This is a genomic window from Polaromonas sp. P4_H1, assembly GCF_056400945.1.
Map to the genome: position 1 here is coordinate 47,720 of NZ_JBFUKG010000006.1, position 15,835 is coordinate 63,554.

The 15,835-nt window shown below is 61.1% G+C and carries 11 protein-coding genes; 8 read left to right on the forward strand and 3 right to left on the reverse strand.

Annotation, left to right across the window (positions count from 1 at the left end; genetic code table 11):
- Nucleotide 1: 1 nt before the first annotated feature.
- The 7 genes from lpxB (at nt 2) to AC1DS5_RS09750 (ending at nt 8,350) form a co-directional block, all read left to right on the forward strand.
- On the forward strand, nt 2-1,156 hold the full coding sequence (gene lpxB / locus AC1DS5_RS09720) for a lipid-A-disaccharide synthase (RefSeq protein ID WP_477718044.1): 1,155 nt from the start codon (nt 2-4) through the stop codon (nt 1,154-1,156).
- Complete coding sequence (gene rnhB, locus AC1DS5_RS09725; RefSeq protein ID WP_477718045.1) at nt 1,128-1,745, forward strand: ribonuclease HII; 618 nt, start codon at nt 1,128-1,130, stop codon at nt 1,743-1,745. Before lpxB ends, rnhB begins: the two co-directional genes overlap by 29 nt.
- Complete coding sequence (locus AC1DS5_RS09730) at nt 1,742-2,524, forward strand: TrmH family RNA methyltransferase (protein ID WP_477718046.1); 783 nt, start codon at nt 1,742-1,744, stop codon at nt 2,522-2,524. Before rnhB ends, AC1DS5_RS09730 begins: the two co-directional genes overlap by 4 nt.
- Before the next feature lie 229 nt (nt 2,525-2,753).
- Nucleotides 2,754-3,959 (forward strand): glutamine-hydrolyzing carbamoyl-phosphate synthase small subunit, encoded by a 1,206-nt coding sequence (carA, locus tag AC1DS5_RS09735; RefSeq protein WP_477718047.1) that lies wholly within the window; start codon nt 2,754-2,756, stop codon nt 3,957-3,959.
- Entirely contained in the window at nt 3,952-7,197 is a 3,246-nt protein-coding gene (carB, locus tag AC1DS5_RS09740) for a carbamoyl-phosphate synthase large subunit (protein ID WP_477718048.1), read from the forward strand. The genes carA and carB overlap by 8 nt, the downstream gene beginning before the upstream one ends.
- Before the next feature lie 101 nt (nt 7,198-7,298).
- Nucleotides 7,299-7,775, forward strand: a complete 477-nt coding sequence (gene greA, locus AC1DS5_RS09745; protein ID WP_477718049.1) for a transcription elongation factor GreA — start codon at nt 7,299-7,301, stop codon at nt 7,773-7,775.
- A 119-nt stretch (nt 7,776-7,894) separates the two neighbouring features.
- Nucleotides 7,895-8,350 (forward strand): DUF4149 domain-containing protein, encoded by a 456-nt coding sequence (locus AC1DS5_RS09750; RefSeq protein ID WP_477718050.1) that lies wholly within the window; start codon nt 7,895-7,897, stop codon nt 8,348-8,350.
- A 234-nt stretch (nt 8,351-8,584) separates the two neighbouring features.
- Here AC1DS5_RS09750 and folD read toward each other — a convergent pair whose 3' ends face one another.
- The 3 genes from folD to AC1DS5_RS09765 form a co-directional block, all read right to left on the reverse strand.
- A complete protein-coding gene (folD, locus tag AC1DS5_RS09755; protein WP_477718051.1) occupies nt 8,585-9,430 on the reverse strand; it encodes a bifunctional methylenetetrahydrofolate dehydrogenase/methenyltetrahydrofolate cyclohydrolase FolD in 846 nt (281 codons plus the stop codon).
- Nucleotides 9,431-9,529: 99 nt separating this feature from the next.
- Entirely contained in the window at nt 9,530-10,156 is a 627-nt protein-coding gene (locus tag AC1DS5_RS09760; RefSeq protein ID WP_477718052.1) for a response regulator transcription factor, read from the reverse strand.
- Nucleotides 10,157-10,203: 47 nt separating this feature from the next.
- A complete protein-coding gene (locus AC1DS5_RS09765; RefSeq protein WP_477718053.1) occupies nt 10,204-12,768 on the reverse strand; it encodes a PAS domain-containing sensor histidine kinase in 2,565 nt (854 codons plus the stop codon).
- A gap of 311 nt (nt 12,769-13,079) precedes the next feature.
- On the opposite strand from AC1DS5_RS09765, the gene aceE reads away from it, so the two are divergent.
- Complete coding sequence (aceE, locus tag AC1DS5_RS09770; protein WP_477718054.1) at nt 13,080-15,821, forward strand: pyruvate dehydrogenase (acetyl-transferring), homodimeric type; 2,742 nt, start codon at nt 13,080-13,082, stop codon at nt 15,819-15,821.
- Nucleotides 15,822-15,835: the final 14 nt, after the last annotated feature.

Sequence of the window (15,835 nt, forward strand, 5' to 3'; positions counted from 1 at the left end):
CATGAGCGCGGCACCCAGGATTGCCATGGTTGCCGGAGAAACTTCCGGTGATTTGCTGGCGGGCTTGCTGCTGGACGGCCTGCATGCGCGTTGGCCTGGCCTGCAGGCCAGCGGCATTGGCGGGCCGCAAATGGCCGGGCGCGGCTTTCAGGCCTGGTGGCCGCACCACAAGCTGGCCGTGCGCGGCTATGTGGAGGTGCTGCGTCATTACCGTGAGATCGTCGGCATACGCGAGCAGCTGAAACAGCGCCTGCTGGATCAGCGCCCTGATATTTTCATCGGCGTGGACGCCCCCGACTTCAATCTTGACCTGGAGGCCGCGTTGAAGGCCCAAGGCATCAAGACCGTTCATTTTGTCAGCCCCTCCGTCTGGGCCTGGCGTGCGGACCGTGTCGAGAAGATCCGGCGCAGCGTGGACCACGTGCTGTGCATTTTTCCGTTTGAACCGGCCTTGCTGGCTTCCCATGGCATCGCGGCAACGTATGTCGGCCATCCGCTGGCCAGCGTGGTTCCCCTGCAGCCGGACCGGGCCGCCGCGAGGCGCAAGCTGGGCCTGCAGGACGACGACGTGGTCATCGCCATCTTGCCGGGCAGCCGCAAGTCCGAGATCCAGTATCTGGCCGAAAGATTTTTCAGGGCTGCAGCCTTGGTGAAGCGAGCGCAACCAGCCATCAAATTCATAGTGCCCGCCGTCCCCCTGCTGAAATCCGTGATCGAGCGACTGGCCGATGCGGCCGGCATGCGGGCCAACCTGCAAATCATCGAAGGCCAGTCGCACACCGTGCTCGCCGCTTGCGATGTGACCTTGATTGCCAGCGGTACCGCGACATTGGAAGCGGCCTTGTTCAAGCGCCCCATGGTGATCGCCTACAACATGAACTGGCTGTCGTGGCAGATCATGTGGCGTAAAAAGCTGCAGCCCTGGGTCGGCCTGCCTAATATCCTGTGCCAGGATTTCGTGGTGCCCGAACTGCTGCAGGAGGCGGCAACGCCCGAGGCGCTGGCCGCCGAGTTGCTGCAATGGGTGGATGCAAAACTAACGGCTCCTGACAAAATAGCGGCTGTCGAACAACGATTCATGGCACTGCATGCCGAGCTGCAGCGCGATACTTCCCAATTAGCGACCGATGCGATCCAGCAAATTCTTGAAAGCTGAACAAACACCCCTGTCTTGGGACACCCCCGGCCTCGTGGCCGGCGTGGACGAGGCCGGACGGGGCCCGCTGATGGGCCCGGTGGTGGCTGCGGCTGTCATTCTCGACGAACTCAATCCCATCAAGGGTCTGGCCGACTCCAAAAAACTCACACCGCAACGGCGTGAAGAGCTGTACGACCAAATCCGGGCCAAAGCGCTGTGCTGCTCCATTGCGCTGGCCACCGCTGAGGAAATAGACCGCCTGAACATCCTGCAGGCCACCATGCTGGCGATGAAACGTGCGGTGGAGAGCCTGCGACTCAAGCCCAACAAGGTGCTGGTCGACGGCAATCGCCTGCCCACGCTGGTCATCCTGTCGGAGGCCGTGATCGGAGGCGACGCCATTGTGCCGGCCATCTCGGCCGCGTCCATTCTGGCCAAGGTCTACCGTGACCGCTGGTGCGCCGAGTTTCACCTCGAATACCCGCAGTATGGTTTTGCCGCCCACAAAGGGTATTGCACGGCTGAGCATCTGGCGGCGCTGCGCGAGCATGGCGCCTGTCCCCAGCACCGCCGGTCTTTTGCGCCGGTAGCCGAGGTGTTGCGGTGAGCGCCGGTCCCGGCGCTGTCACGCACATCACGTCACGCGACAACACGCTCATCAAGGAATTGCGCAAGCTGTCGCAGGACAGCACGGCTTACCGCAAGCAGGGCCGCGTCTGGCTGGAGGGCGACCATTTGTGCCGTGCCGCGCTCATACGCGGGCAGAAGCCATCGATTGCGATTTTTTCGGAGTCTTTTTGGTCATCAGTTCCTGCCGAATGGTCGCAGGCAGCTATCAAAAACATAGTAATTCCGGATGCGTTGCTGCACGAAATCAGCGGGCTGGAATCGCCCGCACCCATGGGTTTCGTGCTGGACCTGCCGGTGGCCGGCGGCCTGGAGCCGGGCGCAGCCTCCGTGATCCTGGACCGGGTGCAGGATGCCGGCAATGTCGGCTCCATCCTGCGCAGCGCGGCGGCTTTCGGTTTTGGCCAGATCATCGCCTTGAAGGGCACGGCAGCCCTGTGGTCACCCAAAGTGCTGCGGGCCGGCATGGGCGCTCACTTTACCCTCCACCTGGTGGAGGGTGTGGAGCCTGATGTCCTGGCGGCGCTGAGCGTTCCCATTGTGGTTACCAGTTCCCACCAGGGCAGCTTCCTGCACCAGCAGAAACTGCCTCAGCCTTGCGCCTGGGCCATGGGGCACGAAGGGCAGGGCGTGAGCGATGACCTGATGGCCCGATCGGTCCTCAAGGTACGCATAGACCAGCCCGGCGGCGAAGAATCGCTGAATGTGGCCGCCGCCGCCGCCATTTGCCTGTACGCGAGCGCCACGGCCCGCCGTTGAGCGGGGGCACCCCGGGGACATTAGCCCTTCCCGGGGGGCCAAAGAGCTGCTGTCAGTCGCTAAACCGGGCGGCCACCTCACCTCCTCAGGCTATAATCAGTGGCTTTTCAAATCACAGCTTCGCCCGAGCGCATACCAAGCCAACACCCTCACAAAAGCAGCCCGCAAGAGTCTTAAGAGACGTTTCTTGTGCATGCTTGGGCGAACCGTAACCAACCCGGAGAACCCAGTGCTTTTGTCTCTACAGGGAATATCAGGAAAACCCCCTCACGCCATCCTGGCGCTCGCAGACGGCACGGTCTTTATCGGCAATTCGATCGGAGCGCCAGGCTCCACGATCGGCGAGGTGGTGTTCAACACCGCTATGACCGGCTACCAGGAAATCCTCACGGATCCGAGCTACTGCCAGCAGATCGTTACCCTTACCTATCCGCATATCGGCAACTATGGCATCAATGCCGAAGACATCGAGGCGGAAAAAGTCCATGCCGCCGGCCTGATCATCAAGGACCTGCCGCTGCTGGCCTCCAACTTTCGCATGTCCATGACCTTGTCCCAGTACCTGGTCAAGGAGGGCACGGTGGCCATCGCCGGCATCGACACCCGCCAGCTCACGCGCCTGCTGCGCACCAAGGGCGCACAAAACGGGTGCATTCTGGCACTGCCTGAAGGTGAGGAGGTCAGCCAGCCCGCCATCGAAAAGGCCGTGGCAGCCGCGCGGGGCGCGCCCAGCATGGCGGGGCTGGACCTCGCCAAGGTCGTATCGGTCAAGCAGACCTACGAGTGGACGCAAACCGAGTGGAAACTGGTGAACCTGGAAGGCAAGCCGGGATACGGTGTGCAGATCACGCCCAAATTTCACGTGGTGGCTTTTGACTTTGGCGTCAAGAAAAACATTCTGCGCATGATGGCCGAGCGCGGTGCGCGCATCACGGTGGTACCGGCACAAACACCGGCCGCCGACGTGCTCAAGCTCAAGCCCGACGGCATTTTCCTGGCCAACGGCCCGGGTGATCCGGAACCTTGCGACTACGCCATTGCCGCCGTGCGTGAATTGATCGAGACCGGCATTCCGACCTTCGGTATTTGCCTGGGCCACCAGATCATGGCGCTGGCCAGCGGCGCCAAAACCTTCAAGATGAAATTTGGCCACCACGGCGCCAACCATCCGGTCAAGGACCTGGACAACGGCCGTGTGAGCATCACCAGCCAGAACCACGGTTTTGCAGTGGACGAGAAGAGCCTGCCCGCCAACCTGCGGCCCACGCACATCAGCCTGTTTGATGGCACGCTGCAGGGCCTGGCCCGCACCGACAAGCCGGCGTTCTGCTTCCAGGGCCACCCTGAAGCGTCACCCGGCCCGCATGACATTTCGTATTTGTTTGACCGTTTCACCGCGCTGATGGAACAGGCAGGGGAGAAGAAAAATGCCTAAGCGCACAGACCTCAAATCGATCCTCATCATCGGCGCCGGCCCCATCATCATCGGCCAGGCCTGCGAGTTTGACTACTCCGGCGTGCAGGCCTGCAAGGCCTTGCGCGAAGAAGGCTACAAGGTCATCCTGATCAACAGCAATCCGGCCACGATCATGACCGACCCGGCCACGGCCGACGTGACCTACATTGAGCCCATCACCTGGCAGACGGTTGAAAAGATCATCGCGAAAGAGCGTCCCGACGCGATCCTGCCAACGATGGGTGGCCAGACTGCACTTAATTGCGCACTGGACTTGTGGCACCACGGGGTGCTTGAAAAGTACAAGGTTGAGCTTATTGGTGCCAAGCCCGAAGCCATCGACAAGGCCGAAGATCGCCTGAAGTTCAAGGAAGCGATGACCAAGATCGGTCTCGGTTCAGCCCGCTCCGGCATTGCGCACAGCATGGATGAAGCCTGGGCGGTGCAAAAGACTGTGGGCTTCCCGACGGTGATCCGCCCCAGCTTCACGCTGGGCGGCACCGGCGGCGGCATTGCCTACAACCCGGAAGAGTTTGAAGTCATCTGCAAGCGTGGCCTGGAGGCCTCGCCGACCAACGAGCTGCTGATTGAAGAGTCGCTGCTGGGCTGGAAAGAGTACGAGATGGAAGTGGTGCGCGACACCGCGGACAACTGCATCATCGTCTGCTCGATTGAAAACCTGGACCCCATGGGCGTGCACACCGGCGACTCCATCACGGTCGCGCCAGCCCAGACGCTGACCGACAAGGAATACCAGATCCTGCGCAATGCCTCGCTGGCTGTGCTGCGCGAGATCGGGGTGGACACCGGCGGCTCCAACGTGCAGTTCTCGATCAACCCGGTCGATGGCCGCATGGTGGTGATCGAGATGAACCCGCGCGTTTCACGCTCCTCGGCCCTGGCTTCCAAAGCCACGGGTTTCCCGATTGCCAAGGTTGCGGCCAAGCTGGCCGTGGGCTACACGCTGGACGAACTGCGCAACGAAATCACGGGCGGCGCCACCCCCGCGAGCTTTGAGCCCAGCATCGACTACGTGGTCACCAAGATCCCGCGATTTGCCTTTGAGAAATTTCCGACTGCCGATTCGCGCCTGACCACGCAGATGAAATCCGTCGGCGAGGTCATGGCCATGGGTCGGACCTTCCAGGAGTCCTTCCAGAAGGCCCTGCGCGGACTGGAAGTCGGCGTGGACGGCATGAACGAGAAGACCCAGGACCGCGAAGTGCTTGAGAAAGAGCTCGGTGCGCCGGGACCTGACCGCATCTGGTATGTGGGCGATGCCTTTGCGCAGGGCATGAGCGTGGACGAAGTGTTTGCACTGACCAAGATTGATCCGTGGTTCCTGGTGCAGATCGAGCAGATCGTCAAGATCGAGTTGGAGCTTGAAACCACCTCGCTTGACAAAATTGACGCTGTCACGCTGCGGGCGCTCAAGCAAAAGGGCTTTTCCGACCGGCGCCTTGCCAAGCAGCTCAAGACCACCGACACCGCCATCCGCGAAAAACGCCGCGAGCTCGGCGTGCGGCCGGTCTACAAGCGCGTGGATACCTGCGCCGCCGAGTTCTCCACCAACACGGCCTATATGTACTCGACCTACGAGGCCGAGGGCAGCGAGTGCGAAGCCGCGCCAACCGATAAAAAGAAAATCATGGTGCTGGGCGGCGGGCCCAACCGTATCGGGCAGGGTATCGAGTTTGACTACTGCTGTGTGCACGCGGCCCTGGCCATGCGCGAGGACGGCTACGAGACCATCATGGTCAACTGCAACCCCGAGACGGTGTCCACCGATTACGACACATCCGACCGCCTCTACTTCGAGCCCCTGACGCTGGAAGACGTGCTGGAAATTGTCGACAAGGAAAAACCGCTGGGCGTGATCGTCCAGTACGGTGGCCAGACGCCCCTGAAGCTGGCGCTCGACCTTGAAGCCAACGGCGTACCGATCATCGGTACCTCGCCCGACATGATTGACGCGGCGGAAGACCGTGAGCGCTTCCAGAAGCTGCTGCATGAACTCAAGCTGCGCCAGCCGCCGAATGCCACCGCACGTACCGAACCCGAGGCACTGGAAAAGGCCGCCGCCCTGGGTTACCCGCTCGTGGTGCGTCCCAGCTATGTGCTGGGTGGCCGCGCCATGGAGATCGTGCACGAGCAGCGCGACCTGGAGCGCTACATGCGCGAAGCCGTCAAGGTCAGCCATGACTCGCCGGTGCTGCTGGACCGATTCCTCAACGATGCCATTGAATGCGATGTGGACTGCCTGCGCGACAGCGGGGAAAACGGTTCGCCAGGCCGCACCTTCATTGGCGGCGTGATGGAGCACATCGAACAGGCCGGCGTGCACAGCGGTGACTCGGCTTGCTCCTTGCCGCCTTATTCATTGCGAGCCGAGACGGTGGCTGAGATCAAGCGCCAGACCGCCGCCATGGCCCAGGCCCTGAACGTCGTCGGCCTGATGAACGTGCAGTTCGCCATCCAGAACATCGACGGCAAGGATGTGATCTACGTGCTGGAGGTCAACCCCCGCGCGTCGCGCACCGTGCCGTTTGTCAGCAAGGCCACCGGCATCCAGCTGGCCAAGGTGGCTGCGCGCTGCATGGTCGGCCAGTCGCTGGCCTCGCAGGGCATCAGCAACGAGGTCACGCCGCCTTATTTCAGCGTGAAAGAGGCAGTCTTTCCCTTTGTCAAATTCCCCGGCGTGGACACCATTCTTGGCCCCGAGATGAAGTCCACCGGTGAGGTGATGGGTGTCGGCAAGACCTTTGGCGAGGCCTTTGTGAAGTCGCAGCTTGGCGCGGGCACCAAGCTGCCAACGTCCGGCAAGGTCTTCCTCACGGTCAAGAACAACGACAAACCGCGTGCGGTGGAGGTGGCGCGAGCTCTCGCGGCACTGAAGTTCGAGCTGGTGGCCACCAAGGGAACGGCCGCCGCCATCCAGGCGGCAGGTATTGCGTGCACGGTGGTCAACAAGGTTGCCGAAGGCCGGCCGCACGTGGTGGACATGATCAAGAACGACGAGATCGCGCTGGTCATCAACACCGTGGAGGAGCGGCGCAATGCGATTGCCGACTCGCGGCAGATCCGCACCTCGGCGCTGCTGGCCCGTGTGACTACCTACACCACCATTGCCGGCGCGGAAGCGGCTGTGGAAGGCATGAAATACCTGGACAACCTGAACGTATATTCAGTGCAGGAACTCCACGCGCAACTAGGCTAATTACCGGCTGGCTTGCGCAGGTTTTGCATTAAACTTGGATTTGAATAAACACTCCGCCGCCAGGTGACTGGTGGCGGTTTCGCTTTTGCTGGAGCAAAAACATGGCAACCATACCAATCACCAAGCGTGGTGCAGAAAGCCTCAAAGCCGAGCTGCACAGGCTCAAAACCGTTGACCGCCCCTGGGTCATCAATTCGATTTCCGAGGCGCGTGCCCAGGGAGACCTGAGTGAGAACGCCGAGTACGACGCGGCAAAAGACCGCCAGGGTTTTATTGAAGGGCGCATCCAGGAAATCGAAGGCAAGCTGTCGGCGGCCCAGATCATTGACCCTGCGGAACTTGACGCGGGCGGCAGGGTGGTGTTCGGCTCCACGATTGAGCTGCAGGACGAGGATTCGGGCGACACCGTGACCTACCAGATCGTGGGCGAAGACGAGGCCGATATCAAGCATGGCCGCGTCAACATCAGCTCACCGATTGCACGTGCCTTGATTGGCAAGGACGAGGGTGACACGGCTGAAGTGCAGGCGCCGGGGGGTGTGAGGCGCTATGAAATCGTGGCGGTCATGTACATCTAGGACATGAGGTCCCCACGCGCATCACTTGGCCCGGGCGGTATCCCGAGAGGGCTGCTCTCCCCCGGGGCGGTGGTCAAAAAGCGTTTCCGGTTGTTGGCACCGGCAGTTCGGCGCTATCCGTGAAACAACGGTTTGGCATCCTGCTGGCCGCTCTCTGGTGGGGCAGTCTCTCCGGCCTGGGCTTTGTGGTGGTGCCCCTGCTGTTCACGCACCTTGGCAGCCCGGCTGCTGCGGGTGCCATGGCTGCCAAGCTCTTCACGGCCCAAACCTGGCTCAGCACCGCCTGCGCCATGCTGATGCTGCTGGTTTTCAATAAAAAAGACGATCCGGCCACGGCCCTTTATGCTGCGGCGGCCACAAAATTTGTAGTGGCAGGGCTATTGCTGGCCTTGCTGGTGGAGTTTGGCGTGGCGCCGCGTATCGTCAGTGCCCGGGTCGAAGGTGCCAACCTCAAGCTCTGGCATGGCCTGGGAAGCGCCATGTACCTGGGCCAGTGGTTGTGCGCGGGCTTGAGCCTTTGGCGCTTGAGCCAGCCGGCCGCAGGCGCCGCGTCGGCAGCAGCCAGCCCCGATTAAACCTAGAAACGGCAGTTGGATGCGTCCGAGTGCGTCGTGATCGGCGTGCCAGGCAAGGCGTGACAACGCAGTGGGCTTGTGCCCACAAGGCGGAGCAACGCCGCATGGCGCGTCGAGCACGGTGCAATCGGACGCATAGCGCTGTTACCCAGAAGGTGAACGCAATCGAAGAGTGGAAAGTCAATGTGCATGCGGCTTTCCTAAGTTTGCGAGCGGTCAACTGCTGTTTCTAGGTTAAAGGCGCTCGGCAGATTCCAGCGTGTTGACCAGCAGCATGGTGATGGTCATGGGGCCGACGCCACCGGGTACCGGCGTGATGTAGCTGGCCACCTCCTTGACGCCTTCAAAGTCCACGTCGCCGCAGAGTTTTCCTTCATCGTTGCGGTTCATGCCCACGTCGATGACGACCGCACCTGGTTTGACCATGTCGGCGGTCAGCATATTGCGTTTGCCGACAGCTGCCACGATCACGTCGGCTAGCAGTGTCATGGCCTTCAGGTCCTTGGTGGCGCTGTGGCAGATCGTCACCGTGGCATTTTTCTGCAGCAGCATCATCGCCATGGGTTTGCCCACGATGTTGCTTCGGCCGATGACCACGGCGTGTTTGCCCCGCAGATCGCAGCCGATGCTCTCCAGCATCTTCATGCAGCCATAGGGCGTGCAGGGCCAGAAACCCGGCTGTCCGACCATCAGGGCACCCGCGCTGGCCACATGAAAGCCGTCGACATCCTTGCCGGGGGTAATCGCTTCAATGACCTTGTGCGCATCGATATGCGCAGGCAGCGGGAGCTGAACCAGTATGCCGTGGATGGCAGGGTCCCGGTTCAGCGCGTCGACCCGCGCCAGCAGATCCGCCTCGCTGAGCGTGGCGGGGTATTTTTCGAGGACGGAATGCACGCCGTTGTCCTCGCAGGCCTTGACCTTGTTGCGTACATAGACCTGGCTGGCCGGGTTTTCTCCCACCAGCACAACGGCCAGGCCCGGCGTGATGCCGCGTGCGCGCAGGGCGACCGCGCGCCGGGCGACCTCCGCACGCAGTTGTTTGGAGAGGGCATTGCCGTCAATGAGTTGTGCGGTCATTGTTTCAATTTTCTAAGTAAAAACGCCCGCTAGTCCAGGAACTACGGGCGCAAGCGGCTATAAAAAGCGTAGCGGCTGGGAATTTGGCTCCGGTGGCTCTCAGGCCTTGGGCGCGCTGGAGCCCAAGGCTATTTTGAGCAGATCAGCCACGGTATTGGCATTGAGCTTTTCCATGATGTTGGCGCGGTGCGCCTCGACCGTCTTGATGCTGATGCCCAGGTCGTCGGCGATCTGCTTGTTCAGGCGGCCTGCCACGATGCGTTCGAGTACCTGCGCTTCGCGCGAGGTGAGCTTGGCCAGCAGGGCGTCGCGGCTGGCGGACTGCTGGTGGTCGCTGAACGCTTCCTTGGCCTGCTCCAGCATTCGCTCGACCAGATTGACCAGTGCTTCTTCCTGAAAAGGCTTCTGGATGAAATCCATGGCGCCTTTTTTCATGGTGTTGACCGCCATGGGAACGTCGCCGTGGCCGGTGATGAAGACGATGGGCAATGGCGACTTGCGTTCGACCAGGCGATCCTGCAGTTCCACGCCGGTCATGCCACCCATGCGGATATCAACGATCAGGCAGGCCACTTCCCGCGCATCGTAGCGGCTCAGAAATGTTTCAGCCGAGTCGTAGCAGCGCACCCGGTAGTCCTTGCCTTCGAGCAGCCACTGCAGCGAATCGCGCACGCCCTCGTCATCATCAACGACGTAGACAGTACCTTTTTTGGGAATCAAGCTCATGCCAAACTTTCTTTCGTGAACTTCTCGAGAGTATTCCTGAAGGGGCTTCAGTGAACGCCGGTATCCTTGGCCGCTACAGTATCGCTAGCAGAGGGCGCTGGTGAAAGCAGGGGCGTCACGGGGATCCAGAAAGTAAACCGGCACCCCACCACTTCGTCCCCATTGTAGAGGTTCTCGGCCTCCATCCTGCCCTGGTGGGACTCGACAATGCTGCGGCACAGTTTCAGGCCGATGCCCATGCCCTCGGCCTTGGTGGAATAGAAGGCTTCATAGAGCCGTGCCTTGACTTCCGGCGACAGGCCGTGGCCTGAGTCAAGGACCGAAAACTCCACCACGCTCTGGTCCTCGATATGCTTGGGCACCACGCGCAATTCAACGCTGCGGCGGGCGGTGGGCAGGTGTGCCTGCTCAATCGACTCGGCCGCATTTTTCATCAGGTTGATCAGCACCTGCTCGATCAGGATGGGGTCCACCATGACAGGGGGCAGGCGGGCGGCGATGTAGTGGCTCAGCCGCACATGATGACGCCTGAGTTCGATGTCGGCCAGTTCCATGGCATTGCTGACCATGGTGGCCACATCGGCCGCCGTGCGGTTGGGCTCGCTGCGTTTCACAAACGAGCGGATGCGCTGGATGATCTGGCCGGCGCGATGCGCCTGCCGGGCGGTCTTGTCCAGCGCGACCAGCAGGTCCTCGGTGCTGATTTGCCGGCCCTTGATGCGCGACACCATGCCGTTGCAATAATTGTTGATGGCGGTCAGTGGCTGGTTGAGCTCGTGGGCCACGCTCGATGCCATTTCGCCCATGGTGATGAGCCGGCTCGCGGTCTGGGCGCGTTCGTTTTGCTGCGCGGCCTGTTCTTCGGCATGGCGCCGCGGCGTGATATCGGTCGCAATCACCATCTGCGCCAGGCGGCCGTCCACCCAGGTGAGGTAGCGCGAACGCACTTCCAGCCACTTGCCCAGGTCGGGCACAAAGATCTCGGCGTTTTCCGTCTGGGCGGTGGTCAGGGTGTCGGTGGGGAATCCGGCCATGCCGTCCACCGGATCAATGGCGTCCTCGGTAGGCATGGCCGCCGGCACGCCGGCCTGCGCGATCAGATTCATGTGCCCGGACACCTCGCCGCCAAACCAGGACCGGTAAAGCTTGTTGGCAAACAGCAGTTCTTCACTGCCCAGCGGCGCCACGGAGACTGCTGCATCCAGCCCCTCGAGCACGGTGGTGAACCGTTCATACGAAGCCGACAACTCTTCGCGAATGCGCTTGGGCTCGGTGATGTCCGTCATGGACGTCATCCAGCCCGTCTGTTGCCCGCGCGGATCAATCAGCGGTGACACATACATCCGGGCATCAAAGATCTGGCCGTTTTTGCGTTTGACGCGGACTTCGAATCCACCGGGAGGCGTTCGGCCATGCAATTCGTCATCAAGCCGTGCCATCAGGATGTCGAGCTCTGCTTCAGGCCAGTGCGGAAAGGGTGGTGTGCGGCCCACGAGCTCATTTTCGGTAAAGCCCGTCATCTGGCAGAAAGCCGGGTTGACATAGGTGATGCGGCCCTGCAAATCCAGCGCGCGCATGCCGGTGAGCATGGAGTTTTCCATCGCGCGGCGGAAGTTGGTCTCGGATATCAGCGCCTGCTGCGCCTGGACACGGCGGCGGGTGTGACGCCAGGTGCCCAGAAGCATCCAGACGGTGAGGGCGCTGAGGGCGCTGACCAGCCAGAAAAATCCACTGCCCACCACACCCAGCGAGGCACGGTAGCCTTCGGCGCGTATCAGCAGCCCATTGCCCACGGGAGAGACGGGGATTTCGTATTCGGCCGCGGCGTCGGACCAGGGCAGCAGCCGGGCCGCCGGATTGCGCCTGGGTGGCAAGTTGCCAGCCAGCACGAGGTTTTTATCATTCACCAGGGTCACGGCGTATTTGGCGGTCACTTCGGTCGGCACACCGAAGCGCAGCAATCCGTCAATGGAGTATTCGCCCATGATGACGCCGTCAAATTTCCCCTGGTCGTCGAGTGGTACCTGCAATTGCAGGGTAGGGACGTGTCCACTGTTTTCATTGGCCACCAGGGGGCGGGAGTACACCGGCTGGCGCAGGTCCCGCGCCAGCTCATACGTGCCGTCCGTCTCACCAACCTTGAGCTGCTCGCCCGCGCTGCGCGACTGGCTCGGGTGGGCGCTGGGCGATGCATAAGCGACCTTCACCCGGCGCTTGCTGTCGACCCACGTTACCGCCATCAGTTCGGGGTACTGGTTGACCAGCGATTCCGCCTGGACGATGAACTCTTCGGCGTCAACCTCCTTGTTCGATACATCCCGGCCAATGCGCATGAGCTGCTCCTGCCTTTCGAGCAGTCGCAGGCGCAGCCTTTGCTGGGCGTATTCGACATCGCGTTTGACGGCCTGCTGTTCCCGGTCTATTTCCTCAATCCGAAGGTAGCCGAAGGCCGCGATGACGGCCGCCAGGAAAAGTACCACTGCCAGCAGCGGACCCAATGTAATGAAGCGGTCCTGCCGTGATGGTGACTGTTTGCCCCACCATCGGTGCCAGAAAGCGAGGGAGGCGGGACTCGCCGCAGCGGTGTCGGAATAGGGAGCGGGTTTGGTCATAGGGCAATCTCGCAGTTTAAGTGAGATGTTCCAGGCGAGCTTGCGTGATGGTGATCTTTCGGGGTGAACTTCGGCCCCGATTGCTGGCATGCAAGGTTTGCGCCCGGGTTTTCGCCGGACTGGCCGCGAAATAGCATTTCCATAATATGAAATCAAGAAGCACTATTTGAAATTTCTTAAATATTATGAGAAACTAGAGACTTGAATCTAATTTGCGTTTAAAACACGCCTTAGAGACAAGTTAGACACAAGCTTTGTGCGCAGCCCCAAAGTTGTGGATCAGGTTAACTAGCGTTACTCAGGAGACAAAAATGGCTGCCAATCCAAATGAAGCCGGTGCTGACAACTTACGCACCGCCGCCAACGACGCCTTGGGCGAAGACGCCCTGGACAAAGACAAACAGGAAACCCGGGAATGGATGGACGCGCTCTCAGCGGTCATCGAGAGCGAAGGCCCTGAACGTGCCCACTTCCTGTTGGAGCAACTGCTCGAACATGCCCGCCAGAAAAGCATTGACATGCCTTTTTCGGCCAACACCGCTTACGTCAACACCATAGAAACCGACCAGGAAGAGCGCTCCCCCGGCAACCTCGAAATTGAAGAGCGCCTGCGCGCCTACATGCGCTGGAATGCCATGGCCATGGTGGTCAAGGCCAACCGCCTGCACCCTGCGGATGGGGGCGATCTGGGTGGCCACATTGGCTCATTTGCTTCGCTGGCCAGTCTCTTCGGCGCTGGCTTTAACCACTTCTGGCATGCCGAGAGCGAAAACCACGGCGGCGACTGTCTCTACATCCAGGGGCATGTGTCGCCGGGCGTGTATGCACGCGCCTACATGGAAGGCCGCCTGACGGAAGAGCAGCTGCTGAATTTCCGCCAGGAAGTCGATGGCAAGGGGCTTTCCAGCTACCCGCATCCCAAGCTGATGCCCGAGTTCTGGCAGTTCCCGACGGTCTCGATGGGCCTTGGTCCCCTGATGGCGATTTACCAGGCGCGCTTTCTCAAATACCTGCACGCCCGCGGCATCGCCAACACCGAAAACCGCAAGGTGTGGGTGTTCTGCGGCGACGGTGAGATGGATGAAGTCGAATCGATGGGCGCCATCGGCCTGGCTGCGCGCGAGAAGCTCGACAACCTGGTGTTTGTCATCAACTGCAACCTGCAGCGTCTGGACGGCCCGGTCCGCGGCAACGGCAAGATCATCCAGGAACTCGAAGGCGAGTTCCGCGGCGCCGGCTGGAATGTCATCAAGCTGATCTGGGGCAGCAACTGGGATCCATTGCTGGCGCGCGACAAGGACGGCGCCTTGCGCAAGGTCATGATGGACACGCTGGACGGCGACTACCAGGCCATGAAGGCCAACGACGGCGCTTACGTGCGCAAGCATTTCTTTGGCCAGAACCCCAAGACGCTGGAGATGGTCTCCAAGATGAGCGACGACGACATCTGGAACCTGCGCCGTGGCGGCCACGATTCGCAAAAGGTTTATGCGGCCTTCCATTCGGCCGTCAACCATACCGGCCAGCCCAGTGTGTTGCTGATCAAGACCGTCAAGGGTTTTGGCATGGGCAAGATTGGCGAGGGCAAAAACACGGTGCATCAGACGAAGAAGCTGACGGACGATGACATCAAGATTTTCCGCGACCGCTTCAACATCCCCATTCCAGACAGCCAGCTGGCCGACCTTCCGTTTTACAAACCCGCTGACGATACGCCCGAGATGCGCTACCTGCATGAGCGGCGCAAGGCCCTGGGCGGCTACCTGCCGCACCGCCGCGTCAAGGCCGACGAGAGCTTCACCGTGCCCGCGCTGGAAACCTTCAAGGCCGTACTCGAGCCGACCGCCGAAGGCCGTGAAATTTCGACCACGCAAGCCTACGTGCGCTTCCTCACCCAGCTGCTGCGCGACCAGGCGCTCGGCCCGCGCGTGGTGCCTATCCTGGTCGATGAAGCCCGCACCTTCGGCATGGAAGGCCTGTTCCGCCAGGTGGGCATCTACAACCCTGAGGGCCAGAAGTACACGCCGGTCGATAAAGACCAGGTGATGTATTACAAGGAAGACATCAAGGGTCAGATCCTGCAGGAAGGCATCAACGAAGCCGGCGGCATGAGCAGCTGGATCGCGGCGGCCACCTCGTACAGCACCAACAACCGGATCATGGTCCCGTTTTACGTGTACTACTCGATGTTCGGCTTCCAGCGCGTCGGCGACCTGGCCTGGGCGGCGGGCGACATGCAGGCGCGCGGCTTCCTGTTGGGCGGCACCTCCGGGCGTACCACGTTGAATGGCGAGGGCCTGCAGCACGAAGACGGCCACAGCCACATCCTGGCGGGCACGATTCCCAATTGCATCAGCTACGACCCGACCTTTGCCCATGAGGTGGGCGTCATCCTGCACCATGGCTTGAAGCGCATGGTGGAAAAGCAGGACAACGTGTATTTTTACCTCACGCTGCTCAATGAAAACTATCCGATGCCAGGCCTCCAGCCCGGTACCGAAGAGCAGATCATCAAGGGTATGTACCTCTGCAAGGAAGGCGCCAAGCTCACGCCGCGCGTGCAGCTCCTGGGCTCCGGCACCATCCTGCGTGAATCGATTGCCGCGCAGGAACTGCTTGAGAAAGAGTGGGGTGTTGCCGCCAACGTGTGGAGCTGCCCGAGCTTCAATGAGCTGGCCCGCGATGGCCAGAACGCCGAACGCTGGAACCTGCTGCACCCGACCGACAAACCCCGCGTGCCTTTTGTGGGCGAGCAGCTCGACAAGCACGCAGGCCCTGTTGTGGCATCGACCGACTACATGAAGGCTTACGCCGAGCAGATTCGGCCGTTTATCCCCAAAGGGCGCACCTACAAAGTGCTGGGCACCGACGGATTCGGCCGCAGCGACTTCCGCAGCAAGCTGCGTGAGCACTTTGAAATCAACCGTCACTACATCGTGGTTGCGGCCCTGAAGGCGCTCAGTGAAGAAGGCACGGTTCCGGTTGCCAAGGTTGCCGAAGCTATCAAAAAGTACGGTATCAATGCCGACAAGATCAATCCCCTTTATGCCTGATGCAGGTTTGATGC

Bases quoted from the DNA above. Each gene is read 5' to 3' on its own strand.
- carB (WP_477718048.1), top strand. From the start codon at position 3,952: ATGCCTAAGCGCACAGACCTCAAATCGATCCTCATCATCGGCGCCGGC.
- greA (WP_477718049.1), top strand. From the start codon at position 7,299: ATGGCAACCATACCAATCACCAAGCGTGGTGCAGAAAGCCTCAAAGCC.
- AC1DS5_RS09765 (WP_477718053.1), bottom strand. From the start codon at position 12,768: ATGACCAAACCCGCTCCCTATTCCGACACCGCTGCGGCGAGTCCCGCC.
- folD (WP_477718051.1), bottom strand. From the start codon at position 9,430: ATGACCGCACAACTCATTGACGGCAATGCCCTCTCCAAACAACTGCGT.
- AC1DS5_RS09760 (WP_477718052.1), bottom strand. From the start codon at position 10,156: ATGAGCTTGATTCCCAAAAAAGGTACTGTCTACGTCGTTGATGATGAC.
- aceE (WP_477718054.1), top strand. From the start codon at position 13,080: ATGGCTGCCAATCCAAATGAAGCCGGTGCTGACAACTTACGCACCGCC.
- lpxB (WP_477718044.1), top strand. From the start codon at position 2: ATGAGCGCGGCACCCAGGATTGCCATGGTTGCCGGAGAAACTTCCGGT.
- rnhB (WP_477718045.1), top strand. From the start codon at position 1,128: ATGCGATCCAGCAAATTCTTGAAAGCTGAACAAACACCCCTGTCTTGG.